Consider the following 22,767-nt stretch of genomic DNA (forward strand, 5'->3'; position numbering starts at 1 on the left):
GCTGACGGGCTCCGCCAAGGAGAAACCATGTTCGACTATTCCGCCCGCCCCGACCTGCTCAAGGGCCGCGTGATCCTGGTGACCGGCGCCGGCCGCGGTATCGGCCGGGCCGCCTCGCTCGCCTTCGCCGCCCACGGCGCCACCGTGCTGTTGCTGGGCAAGACCGAGGACTACCTCAACGAGGTCTACGACCTGATCGTCGCCGCGGGCCATCCGGAACCGGTGGTGATCCCGCTGAACCTGGAAACCACCCTGCCGCACCAGTACGACGAACTGGCGGCGATGATCGAGAAAGAGTTCGGCAAGCTCGACGGTCTGCTGCACAACGCCTCGATCCTCGGCCTGCGTTCACCCATCGAGCAGATTTCCACCGACAACTTCACCCGCGTCATGCAGGTGAACGTCAACGCCATGTTCAGCCTCACCCACACCCTGCTGCCGCTGCTCAAGCTCTCCGAGGACGCCTCGGTGGTCTTCACCTCCAGCAGCGTCGGCCGCAAGGGTCGGGCCTACTGGGGCGCCTACGCGGTGTCGAAGTTCGCCACCGAAGGTCTGATGCAGGTGCTGGCGGACGAGTGCGAGGACATCACCCGCGTGCGCGCCAACAGCGTCAACCCCGGCGCCACCCGGACCGCCATGCGCGCCCACGCCTACCCGGGCGAGAATGCGTACAACAACCCGGCGCCGGAAGAGATCATGCCGGTCTACCTGTACCTCATGGGCCCGGACAGCCAGGGTGTGAACGGGCAGGCCTTCAACGCCCAGGACTGATTCCGCCCCTGAAGACTCGGTACTGACGTACCAGCGGCGTCGACCTGCAGCCCAGCAACCACGCCGCTTTCCGCCAATTTTCCGGCTCCACCGCCCGCTACGCTCCGGCAAAGTGCCACCATTTCGCCAGACTTCTGGCGAAACCTTCCGCCCCTCGGGAACCCTGACCGCCATCGGTCGGTCAATACGGCGTCTTTTCAGGCCTTTCCGCGCCCTGGCACGGAAATCGCTCTGTCCCTGCAAACGCCGTAAAAATGGTCACCGCCATGGTTCCTCCCAAGCAGTCCAACACCATCGATTTCGATGCTGCCAAGCTCCAGCGCGCAGCCAGCCAGGACACCCGCACCCTCTCGCGGCGTCCGCTGGACCTGCTGGAATTGCGCCAGCAGCTGAACCTGCAATTGCAGGTGAGCCTGGAGGCCGAGCGCATCCTGGCGGTGTTCTTCCGCGAGATCCAGCAGATGCTGCCGGTGGAATACATGGCCTATTACCACGCCGGCGCCGACCTGCGCCTGGAGTTTGGCGAAGTCGCCCGGCACTGCGCCGACTACCGCCTGACCCATGGCAGCGAATACCTCGGCGAGATCAGCTTCCGCCGCACCCGGCGCTTCTCCGAGGCCGAGCTGTCGCAGCTGGAATCGCTGATGGCGTGCCTGCTCTACCCGCTGCGCAACGCCCTGCTCTACCGTGCCGCTGTGCAGTCGGCGCTGCGTGACGCGCTGACCGGCACCGGCAACCGCATCGCCATGGACCAGACCCTGGGCCGCGAGGTCGAGGTGGCGCGGCGGCACCTGCTGCCGCTGTCGATCCTCATGCTCGACCTGGACCACTTCAAGCAGATCAACGACGAGCACGGCCACAGCGTCGGCGACGACGCCCTGCGCGCCGTGGCCACGGCGCTGAAGAACAGCCTGCGCAACGTCGACATGGTGTTCCGCTTCGGCGGCGAAGAGTTCCTCGTGCTGCTCTCCAACACCCCCGGCATCTCCGCCGTGCAGGTGGGCGAACGGCTGCGCGCTGCCGTGGAGGAGCTGAACCTGGCCGCCGACGGCAAGCGCTTGCCGCTGTCCATCAGCCTGGGCTGCGCGACACTCAATGGTGGCGAGTCGGTGGACGACCTGCTGCGCCGCGCCGACAGCGCCCTCTACGAAGCCAAGCGCGACGGTCGCAACCGGTTGGCCTGCGCCAGCTGACGCCTGCCTCGACTGCAGGAGCGCTGCCGGGTCAACAGCGCAATGCTTTCCCACCCAATCGCAGGCAATAAAAAAGGGCTCCCAGGAGCCCTTCTTCATTTTCCGCTATCGCTTAGCGCTTGAAGCCCGGACGCATGCCGTCACCGGCAGCCTGCGGGCGACGCTTGACCAGCGGCTTGCGGGCGACCGGCTTGCCGGGACGCTCGGCCAGCGGAGCGCCCTTCTCGCGAGCCGGACGGTCGCTCGGTGCCTTGCGCGGAGCACGGCCTTCGCCGGCATCGCTGCGCGGGCCACGGGCCGGACGATCAGCGCCGTCACGCGGAGCGCGAGCAGGACGATCACCACCGGCGTCACGCGGTTTGCGCGGAGCGCGGCCTTCGCCAGCGTCGCTGCGCGGGCCACGGGCCGGACGATCACCCGCGTCGCGCGGAGCACGAGCAGGACGATCACCACCGGCGTCACGCGGTTTGCGCGGGGCGCGGCTGTCGGCGGAGTCACCGCGCGGGGCGCGCGCCGGACGGTCGCCTGCATCACGCGGAGCGCGAGCCGGGCGCTCGTCGGAATCGCGCGGAGCACGGGCCGGACGCTCACCAGCAGCCGGACGCGGAGCACGCTGCGGACGCTCGCCTTCGGCGCGCTCGGTGCGGGTACGCGAGCCACGACCCGGACGCTCGCTGGGCGCCAGCTTCTTGCCGAGCTTGCGCTCCTGGCGCTCGACCTTTTCCTTGGTCTTGGTGGAGACCGCCGGCAGGGCGATCGGCGTCAGGCCGACTTCCTCGCTGAGGATGTCCAGCTCGCGCTGGCCCATCTCGCGGTAGCGACCCATGGTCAGCTCGGAGGTCAGGAAGACCGGTCCGAAGCGCACGCGCTTCAGGCGGCTGACCACCACGCCCTGGGATTCCCACAGGCGGCGGACTTCGCGGTTACGGCCTTCCATCACCACCACGTGGTACCAGTGGTTGAAGCCTTCGCCACCCGGCGCTTCCTGGATGTCGCTGAACTTGGCCGGGCCGTCTTCGAGCATCACGCCGGCTTTCAGGCGTTCGATCATCTCTTCGTCGACTTCGCCACGCACGCGCACGGCGTACTCGCGGTCCATCTCGTAGGACGGGTGCATCAGGCGGTTGGCCAGCTCACCGTCGGTGGTGAACATCAGCAGGCCGGTGGTGTTGATGTCCAGGCGGCCGACGTTGATCCAGCGGCCGCTGCGCAGGCGCGGCAGGCGGTCGAACACGGTCGGGCGGCCTTCGGGATCATCGCGGGTGCAGACTTCGCCTTCGGGCTTGTTGTAGATCAGCACGCGACGGACGTGCTCTTCGATCTTCTCGCGCTTGAGCAGGCGGTCGTCGACGGCGATGGCATCGCGGTCGCCCACGCGCTGGCCGAGGGTAGCTACGGCGCCATTGACCTTGACGCGACCTTCGTCGATCCAGGCTTCTACGTCACGGCGCGAGCCGACGCCCATGCGTGCGAGGACTTTCTGCAGTTTCTCGCCGGCTGGGGCTGGGGTAAGTTCTTCGAGGTTTTCGTGCGTGTCGGTCATCTGGGCACCTCCCGGTGTGGCATGCAGCGAATAAAAAAGGTCGCGCATCATACGCGCTTGCGGGCGGCAAAGCACCGTCCGCAGTCGGGAAAGACTAGTCGACTTACAGAAGGAATGAAGCCATGCACCACGAAGACGACTTCACCGGCGCCAAGCTAGCGCTGTTCCATGCCGGCCAACTGGTGGTCTACAAGCGCGACGACAAGCCCGGCATCCCCTACCCCGGCTGCTGGGACTTCCCCGGCGGCGGCCGAGAAGGCGGCGAAACGCCAGCACAATGCGCCCTGCGCGAACTGGAGGAAGAGTTCGCCCTGCGCCTGGACGAACAGCGTATCGAATGGCAGCGCCGCTACCCCGCGACCCACGGTCCGGCGCCCTGGGCGTGGTTCCTGGTGGCGCGGCTGGAACAGGCCGAGTTCGAGGCCATCCGTTTCGGCGATGAAGGCCAGTACTGGCGCCTGATGCGCGTCAGCGAATATCTCGCCCACGACCAGGCGGTGGATTACCTGCAGGAACGCCTGCGGCATTTCCTCGCAGGGCGGCTGGACATCGCCTGATTCCGCACCGCAGGCCGCTGATCCGTATTTGCGCGGCCTATCTGAATCTGTTTCCTGCCCGCGCATTTTCCTAGATTGCCCGCTCACCGAAGCGCGCCGGATTTGCAGTCCATGGCGCGCCCGGACGTTCTGTCACAAGCGGGAATCAAGCATGAACACGAAAAGCACGGAGCAGGCGTACAACTACAAGGTGGTCCGCCAGTTCGCCATCATGACGGTGGTCTGGGGCGTGGTCGGCATGGCCATGGGGGTTCTGATCGCCTCCCAGCTGGTCTGGCCGCAACTGAACCTGGACCTGCCCTGGACCAGTTTCGGGCGCCTGCGCCCGCTGCATACCAGCCTGGTGATCTTCGCCTTCGGCGGCTGTGCGCTGTTCGCCACCAGCTACTACACGGTGCAGCGCACCTGCCAGACCCGGCTGTTCTCCGACAGCCTCGCCGCCTTCACCTTCTGGGGCTGGCAGGCGCTGATCGTGACCATGATGATTACCCTGCCGCTGGGCTACACCACCACCAAGGAATACGCCGAGATCGAATTCACCGGCGCGGTGTGGATGGCCATCGTCTGGGTCGCCTACGCAGTGGTGTTCTTCGGCACGCTGATGAAGCGCAAGACCTCGCACATCTATGTGGGTAACTGGTTCTTCGCCGCCTTCATCCTGGTGACGGCGATGCTGCACATCGTCAACCACCTGGCCATTCCGGTGGACTGGTTCAAGTCCTACCCGGTGTACTCCGGCGCCACCGACGCCATGGTGCAGTGGTGGTACGGGCACAACGCGGTGGGTTTCTTCCTCACCACCGGCTTCCTCGGAATGATGTACTACTTCGTGCCCAAGCAGGCCGGGCGCCCGGTGTATTCCTACCGGCTGTCCATCGTGCACTTCTGGGCGCTGATCACCCTGTACATCTGGGCCGGCCCGCACCACCTGCACTACACCGCGCTGCCCGACTGGGCGCAGTCCCTCGGCATGGTGATGTCGCTGATCCTCCTGGCGCCCAGCTGGGGCGGCATGATCAACGGCATGATGACCCTCTCGGGTGCCTGGCATAAGCTGCGCACCGACCCGATCCTGCGCTTCCTGGTGGTCTCCCTGGCGTTCTACGGCATGTCGACCTTCGAAGGTCCGATGATGGCGATCAAGACTGTCAACGCCCTGTCTCACTACACTGACTGGACCATCGGCCACGTCCATGCCGGCGCGCTGGGCTGGGTGGCGATGATTTCCATCGGCTCGCTCTATCACCTGATTCCCAAGGTCTTCGGTCGCGAACAGATGCACAGCATCGGTCTGATCAACGCCCACTTCTGGCTGGCCACCATCGGCACAGTCCTCTACATCGCCTCGATGTGGGTCAACGGCATCACCCAGGGCCTGATGTGGCGCGCGGTGAACGCCGACGGCACGCTCACCTACTCCTTCGTCGAAGCACTGCAGGCCAGCCACCCCGGCTTCGTGGTACGCATGAGCGGCGGCATGATGTTCCTCGGCGGCATGCTGCTGATGGCCTGGAACACCTGGATGACCGTGCGCCAGGCGCGCCCGGAAGCCCTGCGCATCGCCGAGCGGATGGCCTGAGATGACACTCTGGCTGGGGCTGGTCGGCCTGCTGGCGCTGTACTTCGGCGTCGGCTGGTGCCTGCGGGCGCACCGCGAGCGCGGCATCGAGGAGGCCAGCATGCTGCCCTTCGCCGATGACGAGGAGGCCGCCCAGCGCATGGAGAAAGCCACGGGGCGCAGCCGCACCGGCTGCGCCTGCCCCGGACGCTGCAAGGGCGACTGCGAGCACTGGCGCGACTGGCAGCCCTAGCGCGCCACCTCGGGCGCGCACCTGCGACAGAGCGCCGCATCACCTCCATCAATTTTCATTAGCAAGCACATCAATTTCCCGGCGGGCAGCCCGAGGAGGAATATCACTCCCGTGCCCCGCCACCTGATGGACGCCTGAAGCATCGTCCCCTGTCCTGTCTGGACCCCAGGACAGACATCATCGATGCCAGTGCTCCCCGGTGGGGCTTTCAAACCCATTCAGGGCCCCAGCGGGCCCTCACCGAGCGTTTTATCGAGGGAATAAAGAATGAAGCTTGCCTCTGTCGTGTCGGCTGTCATCTCCAGCCTCGCCCCAATGGCTTTTGCCCAGGACGCAATCAAGAACCCCGGCGCCGAATTGCCGGTTACCGAATACCACTACGGCATGTCCCTGGACGTCGACAAGGTGCTGCACCGCACCGACAACTCCGGCAAGGTCGGCATCGTGCCGGCATTCATGGTCTACCAGGATCACAACGGCGAGACCCACAAGGTCCGCTTCCTCGAATGGGGCGGCAGCACCAGCCAGGGCTGAGCCTTTCGCGAACATCGTCCTCCGGCCGTCTTGGCCAGACCCCGCGAGCCTGTGGTGGCGGTCGGGGGGCGATCCTGAGTGCTTTGTCGACCTGTCGGAGCGCGCCATGAGCGCAATCGCGCCCACAACACCTTTCTGAAAAGCGGCCCGTTCCTACAGGTGGATACTCAGTTCCAGTGCCGCCGCGAAGCGCGACGGTTGTCTCCCAGCCCCACCAAGGCAGCCAGCGAAGCCATCAGCACCTCGGCGACCCACGCCAGCAGCAGGCCACCGGCCAGCGCCCAGCCGATGGCCTCGGGGTCCAGCACCACCTGGTAGCGGTAGTTCTCGTAGGTTTCCTGCAGCAGTTCGTGGTTCGGCGCCGTCACCATGTGCAGCGCACGCTGGTACCAGGTGCCCTGCAGGGCCTGCCATTCGTTCTCGAACAGCTGGGCACGGCGCATCAGGCGCTCGATGTTGTCGGCATCACGCTGGAATACCGGGTCGGCACTACCGCGGTAATGCGCCACCAGGGCACTCAGGTCACCCTTGAAGAACTGCCCCGATGTGTCCTTGAAGCCTTGCAGCGCCTGAGTAGCCTCGATGCGATGGGCGTCGACGCGTTGCGCGTAGTCCTTGATGAATCCCGGCACCTGGACCGCGACCATCAGTCCCAGTGCAAACAGCACCATGCGTACGTAGCTGCGCAGCATTCTTTTCCCCTTCGTTCTTATGGATGTGCAAGGCGACGCCGGATTCTCCCGTTTGCCGCACCGGCATTCCGGGAATGCTTCACGTCCCGATCAGATGCGGCCCTGGGTGACGATCTCGCCACGCCACCAGAGCATCCATTCGCCACCTTGCATCAGGGTCCAGTTTTCGTTGTCGGTCAGCGGCTCGGTGGCGATCACTGTCACCACATCGTTGGGTGTGGTTTCCGACTGGAAGTCCACAGTCACGTCGGCATCACGCAGGCGTGCCGGGCCAAATGGCGCGCGGCGGGTGATCCAGGCCAGCTTGGTGCTGCAGAAGGTGAACAGCCAGTCGCCGTCGCTGAGCAGGCAATTGAACACGCCCTTCTCGCGGTAGGAGGCGCAGGCGGTGACCAGGGTGGGTAGCAGCACTTCCACCGGCACGGGTTCGGGGAAGGCACGGCGCACGCGGTTGAGCAGGTCGCAGAAGGCTGCTTCGCTGTCAGTGTCGCCCACCGCGCGGTAGAGACCTGGCTCGGGATGGAAGTCGGCGAGCTGGCCATTGTGGGCGAAGGTCCAGTAGCGCCCGCCCATTTCGCGCACGAACGGGTGGGTGTTGGACAGGCAGACCTTGCCGACGTTGGCCTGGCGGATGTGGCCGATCACCGCCTCGCTCTTGATCGGATAGCGCTGCACCAGCCGCGCGACTTCCGAATCGACGCTTGCGGACGGGTCCTGGAACAGCCGCACACCGCGCCCTTCATAGAAGGCGATGCCCCAGCCGTCGCGGTGCGGGCCGGTGCCGCCGCCGCGCTGCATCAGCCCGGTGAAGCTGAAGACGATGTCCGTCGGGACGTTGGCGCTCATGCCGAGCAACTCGCACATGAATCAGTTCTCCTCCATCAGTGCCTCGCGCAGCTGATGCAGCTCGCGTTCCAGGCGATTCTGCATCCTTTTCCGCCCCAGCGGCAGGAACCGCGTGAGCAGGCGCAGCAGCAGGGCCGGCAGGTCGTTCAGCTCACGCGGGATAAGGTGCAGATGAAAATGTTCGACGTGCTGGTTGGCCGCGGGGCCGTCGTTGACCAGCAGATTGATACCGACCCGCCCGTAGCCGGCACGGCGCAACACGCGTTCCATGCGCTCGGCCAGCGGGATCAGGTCCTGCTGCGCCGCTTCGGATAGCTGGTGCAGGAAGGTCGCGTGCTCGCGGGCCACCAGCAGCAGGTGCGCCGGGCGCAGCGGGTAGATGTCCAGCAGCACGATGAAATGGTCGTCTTCGTAGAGGGTACGGGCCGGCACGCGACCGGCCGCGATGGCACAGAACACGCAGTCCATGGGAACTCCTCGAAAGGCCGTTCAGTTCATGCTGGACGCGTGCGGTGCAGGACGCAAGGCCGGTCTACAGGCGCGGTTCGATCCGCGCGCGGTTGTCGCGCCGCTCGCTCGGGTGGGAGTCCACACCCTCGACCAGCTCAGGCTGCATCAGCTGGCGCAGGGTCGGTTCGTCTTCCGCTTCCTTGTCCTGGCGGCGCTTCTTCAGCGAACGCTCCAGCGGCCAGCGGATCAGCACGAACAGCAGGTACAGGCCGAACGCGGCGAGCAGCACCAGGGCGAGGTCGGAGACGGCGCGCCAGGCGTTGTTGCCGACCTTGAACACCACGTCCAGCGCGGTGATGGCGATCGCCGGAGCGTACAAGTTGTTCGCCGGGTCCACCGGGGTCGGGGTGAACAGCAGGACGATGACGATCACCCGCAAGGGTTCGCGCAGCCAGCGCCACATCCAGCCGGTCATCAGGAACCAGACCAGGGTCAGGCCAAGGCCGGCGGCGATATAGGCGCCCCAGGCAAGCGTGTAATCGTGTTCGTTCATGCGCGTGCGTACGTGCGGTGTCGACAGAGGGGTGCGTATGATAGCTGCTTTTCCCCATGGGTGCGCAGCCGGGCGTCATCCATGCCGTCCCCGAGGAGCCGCCATGACTGACCGTCAGCCCCCCATCGCCCGCCGCGAAGCCGCCGCCGATCCCTATGCCTGGCTGGAAAACCGCGATGCCGAGGACGTGCTCGACTACCTGAAAGCAGAAAATGCCTACCTGGAAGATCGACTTCTTCCTCAGACAAAACTGCGCGAAACCCTGTTCCAGGAGATCAAGGGCCGCATCCGCGAGACCGACCTGTCGCTGCCCACACCCTGGGGCCCCTGGCTCTACTACCAGCGCACCACCGCCGGCGACGAGTACCCTCGCCATTACCGCAGCCCGCGCCCGGCTGATGGCTCGCTGACCGTCGAGGAAAGCGCCGAGCAGTTGCTGCTGGACCCGAACGAGCTGGCTGGCGATGGCTTCCTGTCGGTCGGCGCGTTCAGCATCAGCCCCGATCATTCGAAGCTGGCCTACAGCCTGGATACCAGCGGCGACGAGATCTATACCCTCTACGTGAAGGAACTGGCTGACGGCAGCGTCACCACCCTGCCCTTCGATGACTGCGATGGCAGCCTCACCTGGGCCAACGACAACCGCACCCTGTTCTTCGGCGAACTGGACGACACCCACCGCCCGCACAAGCTCTATCGCCACCGCCTGGGCGACAGCGGTGCGCAGCTGATCTTCGAAGAGCCCGACGGGCGCTTCTTCCTCAATTGCTACCGCGCCAGCTCCGAGCGCCAACTGGTGCTGCTGCTGAACAGCAAGACCACCAGCGAAGCCTGGGTGCTGGACGCCAGTACGCCGGAAGGCGAGTTCGTCTGCCTGGCGCCGCGCGAGGAAGGCCACGAGTACTACCCGGACCACGGCCGTCTTGAGGGTGACTGGGCCTGGCTGATCCGCAGCAACCAGACCGGCATCAACTTCGCCCTCTACCATGCCAGTGAAGCGCAGCCGACCCGCGCGCACTGGATCGAGCTGGTGGCGCACCGCGACGACGTGATGCTCGAAGGCCTGACCCTGAGCGCCAGCGCCCTGACCCTGAGCCTGCGCGAAGGCGGCCTGCCGATCGTCGAAGTCCACCCGCACGGCCAGCCGGCGCACCGCGTCGATTTGCCGGACGCCGCCTACAACCTCTACGTGCAGGACAGCCTGGAGTTCGACAGCGCGGTGATCCGCCTGCGCTACGAGGCGCTCAACCGCCCGGCGCAGATTCGCCAGCTGGACCTCGCCAGCGGTGAACAGAAAGTCCTCAAGCAGACCCCGGTGGAAGGCCCGTTCGACGCCGACGCCTACGAGAGCCGCCGCCTCTGGGCCGACGCCGCCGACGGCGTGCAGGTACCGATCAGCCTGGTCGGCCGCCGCGAGGTGCTGGAAGACATCGCCCGCGGCAAGCCGGCGCCGCTCTACCTCTATGGCTACGGCGCCTACGGCGAGAGCCTCGACCCCTGGTTCTCCCATGCCCGCCTGAGCCTGCTGGAACGCGGCTTCGTCTTCGCCATCGCCCACGTGCGTGGCGGCGGCGAACTGGGCGAAGCCTGGTACCGCGCCGGCAAGCTGGAGCACAAGCAGAATACCTTCAGCGACTTCATCGCCTGTGCCGAACACCTGCTCAGCCACGGCTACAGCACTCCGGCACAGCTGGCGATCAGCGGCGGCAGCGCCGGCGGCCTGCTGATCGGCGCGGTGCTCAACCAGCGCCCGCAGCTGTTCGCCGCGGCCATCGCCGAAGTGCCCTTCGTCGACGTCCTCAACAGCATGCTCAACCCTGACCTGCCGCTGACCGTCACCGAGTACGACGAGTGGGGCAACCCGCAGGAGCCTGAGGTCTACGCACGTATCCGCGCCTACGCGCCCTACGAGAACGTCAGCGCGCAGGACTACCCCGCCCTGCTGGTGGTCGCCGGCTACAACGACAGCCGCGTGCAGTACTGGGAAGCCGCCAAGTGGGTGGCCAAGCTGCGCGTCAGCAAGACCGACGAGCACCTGCTGCTGCTCAAGACCGACCTGGGCGCCGGCCACGGCGGCATGAGCGGCCGCTACCAGGGCCTGAAGGACGTGGCGCTGGAATACGCCTTCCTGTTCAAGGTGCTGGGTATCGAAGGTAACGCCTGATGCTCTACACCTGCCCCTGCTGCGGCTACTTCAGTTTCGGCGACCCTCCGGGGTCGTACGAAATCTGCGAGATCTGCTTCTGGGAAGACGATCACCTGCAGCTGTGCTTCCCCGATGCACGCGGTGGCGCCAATGCGGTGAGCCTGATCGAAGCGCAGGTCAACTTCGTGCAATGGGGCGCCTGCGAACGGCGCTTCCGCGCCAAGGTGCGCCCGGCCACTATCGATGACGTGAAGGACGACCGCTGGTTCCCGCTGTGGGAAAAGCGCGTGGAGCTACCGGATGACGAGGCGCCGCTGACCGGCGAGGAGGCCTGCTACTGGCTGCGCACGCCGACCTGAATGCCCTCAGCGTCGGCTGCTGACAGCCAGGCCGACGCCCATGGCCACGATCAGCCCGCCCGAGGCCGTCTGCTGCCAGCGCCGCCAGGTCGGGTTGCTGCCCACGCGATTGCCGACCCGCCCGGCGACCACCGAGACCACGGCGTTCACCAGGCAACCACCGAGGTTGAACAGCAGGCCGAGGCAGAGAATCTGCAGTACGAAGTTCGGGCTGCCAGCGGGCACGAACTGCGGCAGGAAGGCGAGGAAGAACAGCGCCACCTTGGGGTTGAACACGTTGACCATCATGCCCTGCAGGAACACCCGGCTCAGGCGCGCGGGCTCGAGCTCTGTGCGTTTCTGCTCGCGCCAGGCGCCACGGATCAGCTGCACGCCGAGCCAGACCAGGTAGAGCGCGCCCAACCACTTGAGCACACCGAAGGCCACGCTGGACATCATCAGCAGCGCCGACAGGCCGAACGCCGCCGCCAGCATGTGCACCACGCAACCGGCACCGATCCCGAGGGTCGACATCAGGCCCGCCGGCGTGCCCTGGGCGGCCGAACGCGAGGCGACGTAGAGCATGTCCGGCCCGGGCGTGAGGTTGAGCGCGAGGGTGGCGATGAAGAACAGGCTGAGGCTTTCGAGGCTGGGCATGGCGCGGCTCCGGGACGGCAGACGCGCAGCATGCCACGGGGGCCGCTGCTGACGGAAGGATCAGCCAGCGCGGAAGATCAGGTGCTCTTCCCAGTCGTCTTCGGGCACCGAGCCCTCGGCGAGCATGCGCCCGGACTGGGAGATGCGCTCATGGTGCACCGCATCCGGATCGCCGCAGACGAGGTGGTGCCACAGCGGCAGGTCCTTGCCCTCGGACACCAGACGGTAGCCGCAGGTCGGCGGCAGCCACTGGAACTCGTCGGCCTGGGCCGGAGTGAGCTGGATGCAGTCCGGGACGCTGGCGCGGCGGTTGGCGTAGTCGGTGCAGCGGCAGGTCTTCAGGTCCAGCAGCTTGCAGGCGATGCGCGTGTAGTAGACGGTGCCGTCGTCCTCGTCTTCCAGCTTCTGCAGGCAGCACAGGCCGCAGCCGTCGCACAGCGACTCCCACTCGTCCTGATCGAGCTGGTCGAGGGTCTTGCGTTTCCAGAAGGGTTCGACTTTGGCGGCCATTTTTTGTACAGGGGCAATTTCACGGGGCGCAAAGTCTAAGCCTGTCGCGCCCGCAGGCCAAGCGCAGGCGACCATTGACCGCGCAGCGCTTGCCAGAGCTTGCGGCGCTGGTTAGTTTGATCGCCCCACGGGTGCCTGCTATCAGTGCACGAGACCCGCCAGCCGCCCGATCCCACCGCGATGCCCGGCCGACCACGGCACCATCGGCAGATTCCACGCCCTTCAAGGAGCCACCATGAGCGCCAACCCTCGCGTTTCCGAGCACCCGATCGACCCGCAGTTCATCAATCGCTGGTCGCCCCGCGCCTTCAGCGGCGAAGCCATTCCCCAAGCCACCCTGCTGAGCTTCATCGAAGCCGCGCGCTGGGCGCCGTCCTCCTTCAACTCGCAGCCCTGGCGCTTTCTCTTCGCCCTGCGCGACACGCCGAACTGGCAGCGCTACCTGAACCTGCTGGGCGAGTTCAACCGCGGCTGGGCGCAGCACGCCTCGGCTCTGGTGGTGGTGCTATCCAAGACCACCTTCGCCCCGCCCGGCTCCAGCGAAGAGAAACCCGCCCTGTGGCACAGCTTCGACACCGGCTCGGCCTGGGGCTTCCTCGCCTTGCAGGCGAGCCTGGCGGGCTGGCACACCCACGGCATGGCCGGCTTCGACCGCGAACTGGCGCGCACCGAGCTGAAGGTCCCGGCGGACCATGAAATCCACGCGGTGATCGCCATCGGCAAGCTGGGGGACAAGTCGATCCTCTCCGAGAGCCTGCAGGCCCGCGAAGTGCCCAATGCCCGCCGTCCGCTGGCGGAAATCGTGGCCGAGGGTGATTTCTCGCTCTGACGGGCAATACCCCTTGTAGGAGCGCTCCATGCGCGTGATCGCGGGCATGGCCCGCTCCTACAGAAAATCCAAAAGAAAAAGGCCCCGAATGGGGCCTTTTTCATGTCCGCAGCGGTCAGTAACCGCGGGAGAAATCCACTTCGCCGCGCATGGCCTGCCCCGCCCAGAAGCGAGTGAGGTTGTCGCGGAACAGGTCGATCAGCAGGCTTGGCAGCGTCGGCGCGGCAGTATGACCGGTGAGCAGCAGACGCGGCGTGTGCCAGAAGGGGTGCGAAGTCGGCAGCGGCTCCTGGCGGCAGACATCGATCACCGCACCGGCCAGTTGGTTGGCTTCCAGCGCCGCGACCAGGTCCTCGTCCACTACCGAAGTGCCACGCCCGGCGTTGAGGAACAGCGCGGTGGGCTTCATCCGCTGGAACAGCGCGAGGTTGAAGATATCCGCGGTTTCCGGCGTGTCGGGCAGCAGGTTGATCACGTAGTCGGCGGTCTCGGCCAGGCGCGGCAGGTCATCCAGCCCGCCCATGCGCCCGAAGGGCACCAGCGAACGCGGGTTCTTCGCCACGCCAACCAGTTCCACACCGAAGGGCGCCAGCATGTGTGCCACGGCCTGGCCGATCTCGCCGGTGCCAACGATGAGGATCTGCCGGCCACTCAGGCTGCCGGGCGCGCGGTCGTCCCACTGCACACCAACCTGGCTGGCCAGGCGGCCGAGGAACTGGCGTTCGTGGGCGAGCATGTAGGTAAGCAGGTATTCGGTCATGACCTGGCCGAAGATGCCGACGGCGCGGGTCAGGGCGTAATCCTTGGGGAGGTCGTCGGCCAGCAGCGGGGTGATGCCCGCCCAGCTGGACTGGATCCATACCGGGTGCACGCCCTGGCGCAGCAGTTGCGCAGCCAGGGTCGGCTCGCCGAGCCACACGGGGCATTCGGCCGCCGCTTCCACCAGGGTGTCGGGGTTGTTGCCGGAGATCACCGTCAACCGGGGCTCGGCCGCCATCAGCAGGGCGGCGTAGAGGGCGTGTTCGCGATCGAGTACGAGCAGGCGCATGGTCAGGCCTTTCGCTTCGAACGGTGGAGCATTTCCGGCTGGCGCATCTGGACTCGCTTCAAGGGAGCTTCCCTGGGGAAATCGTCGTCAGTTCTAGGGAAGTCAGGCGGCTATAGACACAGCCAGAGACCAAGCGTTCCGCTCCGTTGAACCCTTTTTACTCCCGCATAATGCGCTCAAGCCGCGCACTTGCACAGTGCCAGTACTGGGCAAATACGCGGCCTGAACAGGATGACGAGGCGGTCTGGATCAGACCGGATCGTTCCGCCGCAGCAATTCCTCGGGGAGATGCTCGATGTACTCCTCCTCCGCCGGCGGCATCTGCAGGTGGAAACCTTGTTTCTCGATGTTTTCCAGCACCACGTTGATGTCCTCCCGGGCCAACTGCCGCTCGGGGCTCAGCACCAGGTCGAAGGTGTGCTGCGGCGCGCCGAACGCAACCAGCAGCGCCTCGGGCACACGGCTGAGGGCTTCGCGCTTGTCGACGTACAGGTACATCTCGTTCTTGCGCGGACTCTTGTAGATGGAGCAGATGCGTTTCATGTCGGTACTTTCCGCGTTGGGAGTGGGCCGCGTTTGGTAATGGGCCGTGTTATTCGGGGGTCTGGGCAGCCAGGCTGTCCAGCAGGGCCTGCCCCATCAGCTCGCGGCGCCAGCCTTGCAGCGAATCGGGCAGCTGGTAGGGGCCGTTGGGCCAGCCGGTCTTGAGCAGGGCTTCGAGAATCTTCTTGCGCAGCATCAGCTCCGGCGCCATCTCCAGGCGCTCAGCTTCCTTCTGGCCGACTTCACGCAGCTTCTTCAGCACCGGGGTGATCTCGCGCGGCAGCGGCTCGGGCAGGGTCTGCGGCCAGACGGCTTCGGGCAGCTTCGCCGCGTGGGCCATCAACGCGATCAGGGTGTCGCCGTCCTGGCGCACGGTGCGCGGGTGCATGTCGTCGATGCGCGCCAGGGCGACCTTGTCGGCCGGCTGGAAGCGCGCCAGCGGCCACAGGGTGTGTTCACGCAGAATGTGGTTGCGCGGTTTGTTGCGCAACCGCGCCTGCTCCTCGCGCCAGACGCACAGCTCGCGCAGCACGGCCAGTTGCGGGCGATTGAGCTTCCACGCCAGCTTGACGTCGAGGTAAGCCTCCTGCGGGTCGCTGACGCGGCTCTGGTTGTTGGTCAGGTCGGTGCCGTCGGCCAGCAGCCACTGCAGCTTCTCGTCGCTCAGGCGCGGCGCGAGCTTCACATAGACCTCGGCCAGGTGCTGAACGTCCTCGGCGGCGTAGCGCACCTGCATGTCGGTCAACGGGCGCTGCAGCCAGTCGGAGCGGGTTTCGTCCTTGGGCAGGTCGAGGCCGAGGATTTCCAGTACCAGCTTGGAGTAGCCCATGGAATGCGGCATGCCCAGGTAGGCGGCGGCCAACTGGGTGTCGAACAGCGGCTGCGGCAGACTGCCGGTCAGGCGCTGGAAGACTTCCAGGTCCTCGCCGCAGGCGTGGAACACCTTGACCACCACCGGCGACTCCAGCAGGGCTGCGAACGGCGACCAGTCGCGGATCAGCAGCGGGTCGATCAGCCACACGCCGCTGCCGTCGCCCACCTGCACCAGCCCGGCGGCCGGGTAGAAGGTATCGACACGCATGAACTCGGTATCGAGCGCGAGGTACGGCAGTTCTTTCCAGTCCTGGCACTTGCGCTCCAGGGTGGCATCGTCGCGAATCCACTGTATGTCGAGGACGGTCACGAACATCTCCTTCGTTTCGGTGCGCGCAGTATATAGAGATGCATGATGTGCGAGCATTCCACTCGGCCATCGGTCTGTGACAACTGCATGGCAATCTCTACGCTTTGCCCCGCCCACAACAACAAGAAGGCAGCTTGCGCATGAAAAAGCTTCTCGGACTGGTCGTCCTGCTGGCCGTAGCCGTCGCGGTCTACCTGGCGCTCACGCCCAGCCCCATCGACCCGCTGGCCTGGACGCCGCCCAAGGCGCCACCGATGACCGGCGTGATGGAACCCAACGACACACTGATGAAAGCCGAACTGCTCGCCCAGGGCCAGATCGTCGGCCCCGAAGACACCGCAGTGGACAGCCAGGGCCGGGTTTTCGCCGGGCTGGATGACGGGCGCATCGTGCGCATCGGCGCCGACGGCAAGGCCGAAACCTTCGTCGAAACCGGCGGCCGCCCGCTGGGCCTGGCGTTCGACAAGAGCGGCAACCTGATCGTTGCCGATGCCTGGAAGGGCCTGCTGGAGGTCGACCCGCAGGGCAAGATCCGTGTGCTGACCGATTCGGCTGACGGCGTTCCCTTCGCCTTCACCGACGACCTGGACATCGCCGGCGACGGGCGCATCTATTTCAGCGACGCTTCCAGCCGCTTCCACCAGCCCGACTACATCCTCGACCTGCTCGAAGCCCGCCCCCACGGCCGCCTGTTGCGCTACGACCCGGCCACCGGCAAGACCGAAACGCTGCTCAAGGACCTGTACTTCGCCAATGGCGTGGCGCTGTCGCAGAACGAGGACTTCGTGCTGGTCAACGAAACCTACCGCTACCGCATCACCCGCTACTGGCTCAAGGGCGAGAAGGCCGGGCAACACGAGGTCTTCATCGACAACCTGCCGGGCCTGCCGGACAACCTCGCCAGCGACCGCAGCGGCACCTTCTGGGTGGCCCTGCCCTCGCCGCGCAAGGCCGACGCCGACATGATCCAGCAGATGCCCTGGCTGAAACGCCAGCTCACCAAGCTGCCGCGCGCCGTGCTACCCAAGCCGGTGCCCTACGGCCTGGTGATCCAGGTGAACGAGAAAGGCGAGATCGTGCGCAGCCTGCATGACACCAGCGGCCAGCACCTGCGCATGGTGACCTCGGCCAAACCGGTGAACGGCGTGCTCTACCTGGGCAGCCTGGAGAACGACCGCATCGGCCGGCTGCCGATCCACTGAAAGGCGCCGGTCCCCAGGACGCTTCAGGCCGGCGTCTGCTCCTTCAGGGCAGGCGCCGGTGCGGGCGCGGCGGCGGGTTCCAGCAGCTCCAGCATGCGCTCGCGCACCTCCCCCATCAGCGCATCGACGCCGTGTTCAGTGAACTGGGTGGAGTCGATCGGCGCGCCGACATGCACCTCCACCGGCATGCCGAGGTTCAGCTTTAGGCCACCCGCCGGCAGCAGTTGCTGGATGCCACGGATAGCCACCGGAACAATGATCGCGTCGGTCTGCTGGGCCAGGCGGAAGCAGCCTTTCTTGAACGGCTGCAGCTTGCCATCCTTGGAGCGCGTGCCCTCGGGCGCGGCCCAGAGCACGATGCCGCTCTCCATCATTTCCCGCGCCTTGGCCAGGTCCGCCATGGCCTGGTGACGGTTGTGCCGGTCGATGGACGGAAACTCCGCCGCGCGCATGGCGGCGCCCCACACCGGCACAGCGAACAGCTCGCGCTTGGCCAGCATGCGGATCGAACCGGGCAGGGTCACGAAGATTGCCGGGATGTCGTAGAAGCTGGAATGGGTGCAGAGGATCATGTAGCGACGGCCATCGCCAAAGTCCGGCACCTCACCATGGCGACTCATGCGCGCGCCGGTCAGGCGCAGCAGGCTGCCGGACCAGTCGCGGGTGAAACCGTCGACCCTGGCGCGGCGCAACCGGCCGATGGCGCCCAGCGCCAGGACCCGGACGCTATAGCCCAGGGTGATCAGAACGGTCGCCAGTCCCACCAGGGCGACGCGCAGCGGGCCCGCCTTGCGCGGTGCCGATTGCTGGTCGTGCATGTTCGCCAACTCCCACCAACTTTTCATCGTACAAGCCTTATGATGCGCCCAAGCCCCGTCACGACACAGGAACGCGCCCATGACCCAAGCCCGCCTGCTCACGCCCGAGCAACTGGCCGCCCGCCTCGATGACCCGAATCTCGTCCTGCTCGACTGCCGTTTCGCCCTCGAAGACCCGGCGTACGGCGCGCGCAGCTACCACGAGAACCACATCCCCGGCGCGCACTTCGCCGACCTCAACCGGGACCTTTCCTCCCCGGTGATTCCGGGCGTCACCGGTCGTCATCCGCTGCCCGATCCGCAGCATCTGCAGGAACACCTGCGTGCCTGGGGGCTGAGCGCCGACAGTGAAGTGGTGCTGTATGACGACGGCCCCGGTGCCTTCGCCGCCCGCGCCTGGTGGCTGCTGCTGTGGCTGAGCAAGAGCGAGGGCGTGTACCTGCTCGACGGAGGCCTGACCGCCTGGCGCAACGCCGGTCTGCGCCTGACGACCGCCGAAACGCCGCTGCGCCCCGGCGACTTCAAGGGCGAGCCGGACAACCGCCTGCTGATCAGCGCCAGCGAACTGGCCGCGAAACTCGGCAAAGCCGAACTCCCGCTGATCGACGCCCGCGGCCTGCCGCGCTTCCGTGGCGAGGTCGAACCCATCGACCCGGTCGCCGGGCACATTCCCGGCGCCCAGTGCGCGGCCTTCACCGACAATCTCGGCAACGACGGCCGCTTCCTCCGCCCGGAGCACCTGCACCAGCGCTTCGCCGGCCTGCTGCGCGGACGCCCGGCCGAAGACCTGGTGGCCTACTGTGGCTCCGGCGTCACCGCCTGCCACAACCTGTTCGCCCTGAGCCTGGCGGGCTACCCGCTGGGTCGCCTGTATGCCGGCTCCTGGAGCGAATGGATCACCGATGCTCGCCGCCCGGTGGCAACGGGCGACTGATCTCCCCGCTCTGGCGGAAAAAACGGAAGGCGCTTCACACCGGCGCCTTCCGTTCCTATGGATAGGTGTCAGGGCATCGGTCAGACTCGTGCCCATTCTTCAAAGGAGTGATCCCATGCCTTCGCGCATCCGCCAGACCCTGCTCGCCAGCCTGCTGTTCGGCCTGTGCAGCGCCACCCCGCTCTACGCCGCCGCGCTGGAAGCAACGCCCTGCGCCATCCAGGACCAGTGGTCCGACCTCTACGGCGAAGACCTGGTGAAAGCCGCCAAGGCCGGCCACGCCAGCGCCCAGTACAGCCTCGGCCTGGAGTACGACTCCGGCAGCGACGAATACGACCAGGACTATGAGAAAGCCGCCTACTGGTACGAGAAGGCCGCCAAGCAGGGCCACGCCTGCGCCCAGTACAACCTCGGCAACGCTTACGACAATGGCGACGGCGTGGAGCAGGACTCGACCAAGGCGGTGTACTGGTACCAGAAGGCCGTCGACCAGGGCGACAAGGATGCCCAGTACAACCTCGCAATCATGTACGAGAACGGCACCGGCGTGACCCGCAGCTACAAGAAGGCCTTCGCGCTCTATCTGCTGTCCGCCGAACAGGGTGATGTGGACGCCGAGTACGAGGTGGGCGAAAGCTACGCCAAGGGGCGCGGCGTGGCGAAGAACCCCGCGCAGGCGCGTGCCTGGTACCAGAAGGCGGCAGACCAGGGCCACGAAGAGGCCGAGGAAAAGCTCTCTGCAATGCCGGAGTTACCGGCAAGCATCTAATCGCCAGAAGGAATATGAACGAAAGCTGCGCCGACGAAACAGTTTAAAAACAGGCCTTTACATCATCTTCATCGCACTACACTTCAAATCGAGCGGCTAAGTCCGCTTCCGGCGGGGCCGAGGATAATCATCAGAAGCTGCCAAGACGCCCAGCCCCGCCGGTCATTGATGACGAGGATGTCATGGGAATCGCCGCGAACGATCTTTGCCAGTATGTGATTCGCCCCACCCTGCACTACCTGGGGCGTCACAGCGTCGCGGCCGAATCGCTGCTGCTGGGGGCAGCGGCCTGTCAGTCGGCGCTGGGGAGCGCCCTCGATGACAGCCATGGCCACGGGCTGTATCGCATTGGTGAACAACGGCACCAGACGCTCTGGGATGGATTCCTGGCACTGGACCCCGAGCTGGCCAGCCGCGTGCGAGGGCTGGCCAGCCAGCATGCCTTCCTCGACGCGCCGCACCTCGAACTCACGGTCAATCTGCGCTACAGCACTGCCATCGCCTGGATGCTGGTGGAGGCGGAGCACCTGCCCCTGCCACTGACGGACGACCCCATGGAACTGGCCCGTATCTGGCGCCAGGTTTTCCACCCTCATGGCCGCCTCCACGACTTCGTCGACGCCTGGCACAGCTACGTCGGAAATTACAGTCGAGTCGCCTGAATATCTCTCATTCAAATGGTGACCAATCGGTCAGAAATTATTTACATACAGCGACGAACGGACATCATTCAGATGGAACGCTCGTTTGAGCCCCGAAGCCCAAGGTAGAGCGCCTGCCGACCACTACCCAAGACCCGGGAATCTTGGTAGCTTGCGCGCCGATAAACACAGGAGTTGCTCTTACAATGAAAACAACATGGCTTAAGACCACCCTCGCACTGACCATCAGCGCTGCCTCCGCTCAGGTGCTTGCCAACGGCATCGCCATCAACGAGCAGAGCGCCAGCGGCGCCGGTACCGCCTACGCGGGCCGCGCTTCCTCGGCATTGGACGCCAGCACCATCTACGGCAACCCTGCCGGCATGTCCAAGCTCAAGCGTACTGAAGTCAGCGGCGGTCTGGCCGTTGTCTCTGCCAAGGACGATATCAGCGACGCGAACAGCACTGCCTCCGGCTCCAACAAAGGCGACTCCGTTCCGCTGGCCGCCGTTCCGTTCGGCTACTTCGTCACCCCGCTGGATGACAAGGTCAGCGTCGGCCTGGGCATCTACGTGCCGTACGGCATCATCAACGACTACGAAAGTGGCTTCCAGGGCCGTTCCCACGGATCCTACAGCAAGGTCCAGGTGATCACCGTCCAGCCGACCATCAGCTACAAGTTCAACGACGTGGTGTCCGTCGGCTTCGGTCCGACCATCAACCGTATCGACGGCAAGCTGGAGAACTACCTGAACACCGGCGGCCTGAACAGCGCCCTGGGTGGTAACGGCGGCGACACCAAGATCAGCATCAAGGGCGACGACACTGCCACCGGCTTCAACGTCGGCCTGCTGATCACCCCGACCGACAGCACTTCCATCGGCGCCACCTACCACTCCAAGGTGAAGTACGAGCTCGAAGGTCACACCACCGTGTCCAACTCGCCAGCCGGCCTGTTCGACTCGCGCATGGACGCCAGCCTGGACATCACCCTGCCCGAGTCCCTGGACCTGTCGATCACCCAGAAGCTGGATGACCGCTGGACCGTCTACGGTGGCACCACCTGGACGCGCTGGAGCCGTCTGAAGTCCATCGAGGTGCAGAACACCGGCGCCCCGCTGGCCGCGTTCGACACCATCGGCGAAGACCTGAGCTGGCACGACACCTGGTCCGCCGCGATCGGTACCTCCTACCAGTTCAACGACCAGTGGGTCCTGCGTACCGGCTTCGCCTACGATCCGTCGCCGACCACCAACGAGCACCGCACCGTGCGTATCCCGGTGGGCGATCGCAAGATCTTCACCCTGGGCGCCGGCTACTCGCCGAACGCCGACATGACCTTCGACGTGGCCTACGCCTACCTGTGGGAATCCACCGCCGGCGTAAACCAGCCGGACGGTCAGGAACTGGCAGGCCTGCAACTGCAGCCGGCCTACAGCGCCAAGTACGACAACAGCGCCCACGGCCTGACCGCGCAGATGACCTATCGCTTCTGATAGCTTCTGCGGCATGAAAAAGCCGGGCAGATATGCCCGGCTTTTTCATGCCCGTGATTTGTGCTGTGGCCTTTCTGTAAGAGCGAGCCGGCTCAGGCCGCCTCGTCAGTCGCTGCGTGCTCGCGGCAGATCAGCTCGCCCTCGCGCGCTTCCAGTCTTTCCCCCGTCAGCCCGCAAAGCGCGCCGTCGTCCAGCTTCTGGTGGAAGCGACAGGTGCGGCACAGGCCGAACCCCGGCACGTTTTCCTGGCGTTGCACCGTCGTCAGCAGCTCCCGCAGCAGCTCGACCAGCAACTCGCTGCGCTCCCCCAGCGCCTCTTCGGCGCGGCGCAGGAAAGCCGGCGGCACCAACGCATCGATCAGCCCCCTGCCCTCCTGCGTCAGCTCCAGGTGCACACTGCGGCGGTCCTGGGCATCCGGGCGCTTCTCGATCAGCCCCTTGGCCTCCAGCGCCTTGAGCGACTGGGAAACCGTGCCCTTGGTCAGCCCGAGAAAGTCCGTCACGCCCAGCGGCGTGTTCGAATAGCGATTGCAACGCGCCAGGTAGTTCAGCGCGCTCAGCTGGATCGGCTGCAGATCGGCCATCAGCGGCTGCTCGCGCGCCCAGGCGCGCATCAGGCTGGCGATGCGTTCGAGGTGGTCGTACAGGGTCGTCTCGGTCATGGGCTGATCCCTCCGATAGATAGTATCGATCAAAAACCAGT

The 22,767-nt window shown here is 65.8% G+C and carries 26 protein-coding genes; 14 read left to right on the forward strand and 12 right to left on the reverse strand.

Features of this window, described 5'->3' with window-relative positions; all coding sequences use genetic code 11:
- Positions 1 to 27 precede the first annotated feature (27 nt).
- Positions 28 to 771: a YciK family oxidoreductase gene (locus ABKS89_RS22030; protein ID WP_138215154.1), complete on the forward strand. Its 744-nt coding sequence runs from the start codon at positions 28 to 30 to the stop codon at positions 769 to 771.
- Between the two features lie 266 nt (positions 772 to 1,037).
- Positions 1,038 to 1,964, forward strand: coding sequence for a GGDEF domain-containing protein (locus ABKS89_RS22035; RefSeq protein WP_138215155.1), 927 nt, complete (start codon positions 1,038 to 1,040; stop codon positions 1,962 to 1,964).
- A 112-nt stretch (positions 1,965 to 2,076) separates the two neighbouring features.
- On the opposite strand, the gene rluB is transcribed toward ABKS89_RS22035, so the two are convergent.
- Positions 2,077 to 3,507 carry a 23S rRNA pseudouridine(2605) synthase RluB gene (rluB, locus tag ABKS89_RS22040; RefSeq protein WP_138215156.1) on the reverse strand — a complete coding sequence of 477 codons (1,431 nt, stop codon included), beginning with the start codon at positions 3,505 to 3,507 and terminating at the stop codon, positions 2,077 to 2,079.
- 122 nt (positions 3,508 to 3,629) lie between these two features.
- Between rluB and ABKS89_RS22045 the strand changes: the two genes are divergently transcribed.
- From ABKS89_RS22045 to ABKS89_RS22060, 4 genes are all read left to right on the forward strand, one after another.
- Positions 3,630 to 4,064, forward strand: coding sequence for an NUDIX hydrolase (locus ABKS89_RS22045; protein ID WP_138215157.1), 435 nt, complete (start codon positions 3,630 to 3,632; stop codon positions 4,062 to 4,064).
- A gap of 151 nt (positions 4,065 to 4,215) precedes the next feature.
- Positions 4,216 to 5,643 carry a cytochrome-c oxidase, cbb3-type subunit I gene (gene ccoN / locus ABKS89_RS22050; protein WP_348587072.1) on the forward strand — a complete coding sequence of 476 codons (1,428 nt, stop codon included), beginning with the start codon at positions 4,216 to 4,218 and terminating at the stop codon, positions 5,641 to 5,643.
- Position 5,644: 1 nt separating this feature from the next.
- Entirely contained in the window at positions 5,645 to 5,875 is a 231-nt protein-coding gene (locus ABKS89_RS22055) for a cbb3-type cytochrome c oxidase subunit 3 (RefSeq protein ID WP_348587073.1), read from the forward strand.
- Between the two features lie 267 nt (positions 5,876 to 6,142).
- On the forward strand, positions 6,143 to 6,409 hold the full coding sequence (locus ABKS89_RS22060; RefSeq protein ID WP_138215160.1) for a DUF2790 domain-containing protein: 267 nt from the start codon (positions 6,143 to 6,145) through the stop codon (positions 6,407 to 6,409).
- 167 nt (positions 6,410 to 6,576) lie between these two features.
- On the opposite strand, the gene ABKS89_RS22065 is transcribed toward ABKS89_RS22060, so the two are convergent.
- From ABKS89_RS22065 to ABKS89_RS22080, 4 genes are all read right to left on the reverse strand, one after another.
- A complete protein-coding gene (locus ABKS89_RS22065; protein ID WP_348587074.1) occupies positions 6,577 to 7,101 on the reverse strand; it encodes a DUF2937 family protein in 525 nt (174 codons plus the stop codon).
- Between the two features lie 90 nt (positions 7,102 to 7,191).
- A complete protein-coding gene (locus ABKS89_RS22070) occupies positions 7,192 to 7,965 on the reverse strand; it encodes a class II glutamine amidotransferase (protein WP_045212370.1) in 774 nt (257 codons plus the stop codon).
- Positions 7,966 to 7,968: 3 nt separating this feature from the next.
- On the reverse strand, positions 7,969 to 8,415 hold the full coding sequence (locus ABKS89_RS22075; protein WP_138215162.1) for an HIT family protein: 447 nt from the start codon (positions 8,413 to 8,415) through the stop codon (positions 7,969 to 7,971).
- A 64-nt stretch (positions 8,416 to 8,479) separates the two neighbouring features.
- A complete protein-coding gene (locus ABKS89_RS22080) occupies positions 8,480 to 8,950 on the reverse strand; it encodes an MFS transporter (protein WP_138215163.1) in 471 nt (156 codons plus the stop codon).
- A 103-nt stretch (positions 8,951 to 9,053) separates the two neighbouring features.
- On the opposite strand from ABKS89_RS22080, the gene ABKS89_RS22085 reads away from it, so the two are divergent.
- Together ABKS89_RS22085 and ABKS89_RS22090 are read left to right on the forward strand one after the other, a co-directional pair.
- Complete coding sequence (locus ABKS89_RS22085; RefSeq protein ID WP_138215164.1) at positions 9,054 to 11,114, forward strand: S9 family peptidase; 2,061 nt, start codon at positions 9,054 to 9,056, stop codon at positions 11,112 to 11,114.
- Positions 11,114 to 11,455 (forward strand): CPCC family cysteine-rich protein, encoded by a 342-nt coding sequence (locus ABKS89_RS22090; protein ID WP_348587075.1) that lies wholly within the window; start codon positions 11,114 to 11,116, stop codon positions 11,453 to 11,455. Before ABKS89_RS22085 ends, ABKS89_RS22090 begins: the two co-directional genes overlap by 1 nt.
- A gap of 6 nt (positions 11,456 to 11,461) precedes the next feature.
- On the opposite strand, the gene ABKS89_RS22095 is transcribed toward ABKS89_RS22090, so the two are convergent.
- On the reverse strand, positions 11,462 to 12,091 hold the full coding sequence (locus tag ABKS89_RS22095; RefSeq protein WP_348587076.1) for a LysE family translocator: 630 nt from the start codon (positions 12,089 to 12,091) through the stop codon (positions 11,462 to 11,464).
- 60 nt (positions 12,092 to 12,151) lie between these two features.
- Positions 12,152 to 12,601 (reverse strand): YcgN family cysteine cluster protein, encoded by a 450-nt coding sequence (locus tag ABKS89_RS22100; protein ID WP_138215167.1) that lies wholly within the window; start codon positions 12,599 to 12,601, stop codon positions 12,152 to 12,154.
- Between the two features lie 235 nt (positions 12,602 to 12,836).
- On the opposite strand from ABKS89_RS22100, the gene ABKS89_RS22105 reads away from it, so the two are divergent.
- Positions 12,837 to 13,430: a nitroreductase family protein gene (locus ABKS89_RS22105; protein WP_045212383.1), complete on the forward strand. Its 594-nt coding sequence runs from the start codon at positions 12,837 to 12,839 to the stop codon at positions 13,428 to 13,430.
- A gap of 115 nt (positions 13,431 to 13,545) precedes the next feature.
- On the opposite strand, the gene ABKS89_RS22110 is transcribed toward ABKS89_RS22105, so the two are convergent.
- From ABKS89_RS22110 to rnd, 3 genes are all read right to left on the reverse strand, one after another.
- Complete coding sequence (locus tag ABKS89_RS22110) at positions 13,546 to 14,478, reverse strand: D-2-hydroxyacid dehydrogenase (protein ID WP_081520306.1); 933 nt, start codon at positions 14,476 to 14,478, stop codon at positions 13,546 to 13,548.
- A 249-nt stretch (positions 14,479 to 14,727) separates the two neighbouring features.
- The gene (locus tag ABKS89_RS22115) at positions 14,728 to 15,021 is read right to left on the reverse strand and encodes a YcgL domain-containing protein (RefSeq protein WP_138215168.1); all 294 of its coding nucleotides are present in this window, start codon (positions 15,019 to 15,021) and stop codon (positions 14,728 to 14,730) included.
- Between the two features lie 49 nt (positions 15,022 to 15,070).
- Entirely contained in the window at positions 15,071 to 16,210 is a 1,140-nt protein-coding gene (gene rnd, locus ABKS89_RS22120; protein ID WP_138215169.1) for a ribonuclease D, read from the reverse strand.
- Positions 16,211 to 16,344: 134 nt separating this feature from the next.
- On the opposite strand from rnd, the gene ABKS89_RS22125 reads away from it, so the two are divergent.
- Positions 16,345 to 17,406: an SMP-30/gluconolactonase/LRE family protein gene (locus tag ABKS89_RS22125; RefSeq protein WP_138215170.1), complete on the forward strand. Its 1,062-nt coding sequence runs from the start codon at positions 16,345 to 16,347 to the stop codon at positions 17,404 to 17,406.
- Between the two features lie 23 nt (positions 17,407 to 17,429).
- Here ABKS89_RS22125 and ABKS89_RS22130 read toward each other — a convergent pair whose 3' ends face one another.
- The gene (locus tag ABKS89_RS22130) at positions 17,430 to 18,224 is read right to left on the reverse strand and encodes a lysophospholipid acyltransferase family protein (RefSeq protein WP_348587077.1); all 795 of its coding nucleotides are present in this window, start codon (positions 18,222 to 18,224) and stop codon (positions 17,430 to 17,432) included.
- 79 nt (positions 18,225 to 18,303) lie between these two features.
- On the opposite strand from ABKS89_RS22130, the gene ABKS89_RS22135 reads away from it, so the two are divergent.
- The 4 genes from ABKS89_RS22135 (at position 18,304) to ABKS89_RS22150 (ending at position 22,064) form a co-directional block, all read left to right on the forward strand.
- Positions 18,304 to 19,158: a sulfurtransferase gene (locus ABKS89_RS22135; RefSeq protein ID WP_348587078.1), complete on the forward strand. Its 855-nt coding sequence runs from the start codon at positions 18,304 to 18,306 to the stop codon at positions 19,156 to 19,158.
- 115 nt (positions 19,159 to 19,273) lie between these two features.
- Complete coding sequence (locus ABKS89_RS22140; RefSeq protein WP_348587081.1) at positions 19,274 to 19,927, forward strand: tetratricopeptide repeat protein; 654 nt, start codon at positions 19,274 to 19,276, stop codon at positions 19,925 to 19,927.
- 182 nt (positions 19,928 to 20,109) lie between these two features.
- Positions 20,110 to 20,589 (forward strand): hypothetical protein, encoded by a 480-nt coding sequence (locus ABKS89_RS22145; protein ID WP_348587083.1) that lies wholly within the window; start codon positions 20,110 to 20,112, stop codon positions 20,587 to 20,589.
- Positions 20,590 to 20,774: 185 nt separating this feature from the next.
- Positions 20,775 to 22,064: an outer membrane protein transport protein gene (locus tag ABKS89_RS22150; protein WP_138215175.1), complete on the forward strand. Its 1,290-nt coding sequence runs from the start codon at positions 20,775 to 20,777 to the stop codon at positions 22,062 to 22,064.
- Positions 22,065 to 22,156: 92 nt separating this feature from the next.
- Here ABKS89_RS22150 and ABKS89_RS22155 read toward each other — a convergent pair whose 3' ends face one another.
- Complete coding sequence (locus ABKS89_RS22155; protein ID WP_348587085.1) at positions 22,157 to 22,726, reverse strand: MarR family winged helix-turn-helix transcriptional regulator; 570 nt, start codon at positions 22,724 to 22,726, stop codon at positions 22,157 to 22,159.
- Between the last annotated feature and the right edge of the window lie 41 nt (positions 22,727 to 22,767).

This window comes from Pseudomonas sp. LABIM340 (genome assembly GCF_040017195.2).
In the GTDB taxonomy this organism is placed as follows: Bacteria; Pseudomonadota; Gammaproteobacteria; order Pseudomonadales; family Pseudomonadaceae; genus Pseudomonas.

Excerpts from the sequence above, each read along its gene's own strand:
- ABKS89_RS22150 (WP_138215175.1), top strand. The coding sequence starts at position 20,775 with ATGAAAACAACATGGCTTAAGACCACCCTCGCACTGACCATCAGCGCT.
- ABKS89_RS22130 (WP_348587077.1), bottom strand. The coding sequence starts at position 18,224 with ATGCACGACCAGCAATCGGCACCGCGCAAGGCGGGCCCGCTGCGCGTC.
- ABKS89_RS22140 (WP_348587081.1), top strand. The coding sequence starts at position 19,274 with ATGCCTTCGCGCATCCGCCAGACCCTGCTCGCCAGCCTGCTGTTCGGC.
- ABKS89_RS22135 (WP_348587078.1), top strand. The coding sequence starts at position 18,304 with ATGACCCAAGCCCGCCTGCTCACGCCCGAGCAACTGGCCGCCCGCCTC.
- ABKS89_RS22075 (WP_138215162.1), bottom strand. The coding sequence starts at position 8,415 with ATGGACTGCGTGTTCTGTGCCATCGCGGCCGGTCGCGTGCCGGCCCGT.
- ABKS89_RS22100 (WP_138215167.1), bottom strand. The coding sequence starts at position 12,601 with ATGGCCGCCAAAGTCGAACCCTTCTGGAAACGCAAGACCCTCGACCAG.
- ABKS89_RS22070 (WP_045212370.1), bottom strand. The coding sequence starts at position 7,965 with ATGTGCGAGTTGCTCGGCATGAGCGCCAACGTCCCGACGGACATCGTC.
- ABKS89_RS22060 (WP_138215160.1), top strand. The coding sequence starts at position 6,143 with ATGAAGCTTGCCTCTGTCGTGTCGGCTGTCATCTCCAGCCTCGCCCCA.
- ABKS89_RS22155 (WP_348587085.1), bottom strand. The coding sequence starts at position 22,726 with ATGACCGAGACGACCCTGTACGACCACCTCGAACGCATCGCCAGCCTG.
- ABKS89_RS22085 (WP_138215164.1), top strand. The coding sequence starts at position 9,054 with ATGACTGACCGTCAGCCCCCCATCGCCCGCCGCGAAGCCGCCGCCGAT.
- ABKS89_RS22145 (WP_348587083.1), top strand. The coding sequence starts at position 20,110 with ATGGGAATCGCCGCGAACGATCTTTGCCAGTATGTGATTCGCCCCACC.
- ABKS89_RS22030 (WP_138215154.1), top strand. The coding sequence starts at position 28 with ATGTTCGACTATTCCGCCCGCCCCGACCTGCTCAAGGGCCGCGTGATC.
- ABKS89_RS22095 (WP_348587076.1), bottom strand. The coding sequence starts at position 12,091 with ATGCCCAGCCTCGAAAGCCTCAGCCTGTTCTTCATCGCCACCCTCGCG.
- ABKS89_RS22055 (WP_348587073.1), top strand. The coding sequence starts at position 5,645 with ATGACACTCTGGCTGGGGCTGGTCGGCCTGCTGGCGCTGTACTTCGGC.
- ABKS89_RS22080 (WP_138215163.1), bottom strand. The coding sequence starts at position 8,950 with ATGAACGAACACGATTACACGCTTGCCTGGGGCGCCTATATCGCCGCC.
- ABKS89_RS22125 (WP_138215170.1), top strand. The coding sequence starts at position 16,345 with ATGAAAAAGCTTCTCGGACTGGTCGTCCTGCTGGCCGTAGCCGTCGCG.
- rnd (WP_138215169.1), bottom strand. The coding sequence starts at position 16,210 with ATGTTCGTGACCGTCCTCGACATACAGTGGATTCGCGACGATGCCACC.
- ABKS89_RS22110 (WP_081520306.1), bottom strand. The coding sequence starts at position 14,478 with ATGCGCCTGCTCGTACTCGATCGCGAACACGCCCTCTACGCCGCCCTG.
- ABKS89_RS22105 (WP_045212383.1), top strand. The coding sequence starts at position 12,837 with ATGAGCGCCAACCCTCGCGTTTCCGAGCACCCGATCGACCCGCAGTTC.
- ABKS89_RS22090 (WP_348587075.1), top strand. The coding sequence starts at position 11,114 with ATGCTCTACACCTGCCCCTGCTGCGGCTACTTCAGTTTCGGCGACCCT.
- ccoN (WP_348587072.1), top strand. The coding sequence starts at position 4,216 with ATGAACACGAAAAGCACGGAGCAGGCGTACAACTACAAGGTGGTCCGC.
- ABKS89_RS22035 (WP_138215155.1), top strand. The coding sequence starts at position 1,038 with ATGGTTCCTCCCAAGCAGTCCAACACCATCGATTTCGATGCTGCCAAG.
- ABKS89_RS22115 (WP_138215168.1), bottom strand. The coding sequence starts at position 15,021 with ATGAAACGCATCTGCTCCATCTACAAGAGTCCGCGCAAGAACGAGATG.
- rluB (WP_138215156.1), bottom strand. The coding sequence starts at position 3,507 with ATGACCGACACGCACGAAAACCTCGAAGAACTTACCCCAGCCCCAGCC.
- ABKS89_RS22045 (WP_138215157.1), top strand. The coding sequence starts at position 3,630 with ATGCACCACGAAGACGACTTCACCGGCGCCAAGCTAGCGCTGTTCCAT.
- ABKS89_RS22065 (WP_348587074.1), bottom strand. The coding sequence starts at position 7,101 with ATGCTGCGCAGCTACGTACGCATGGTGCTGTTTGCACTGGGACTGATG.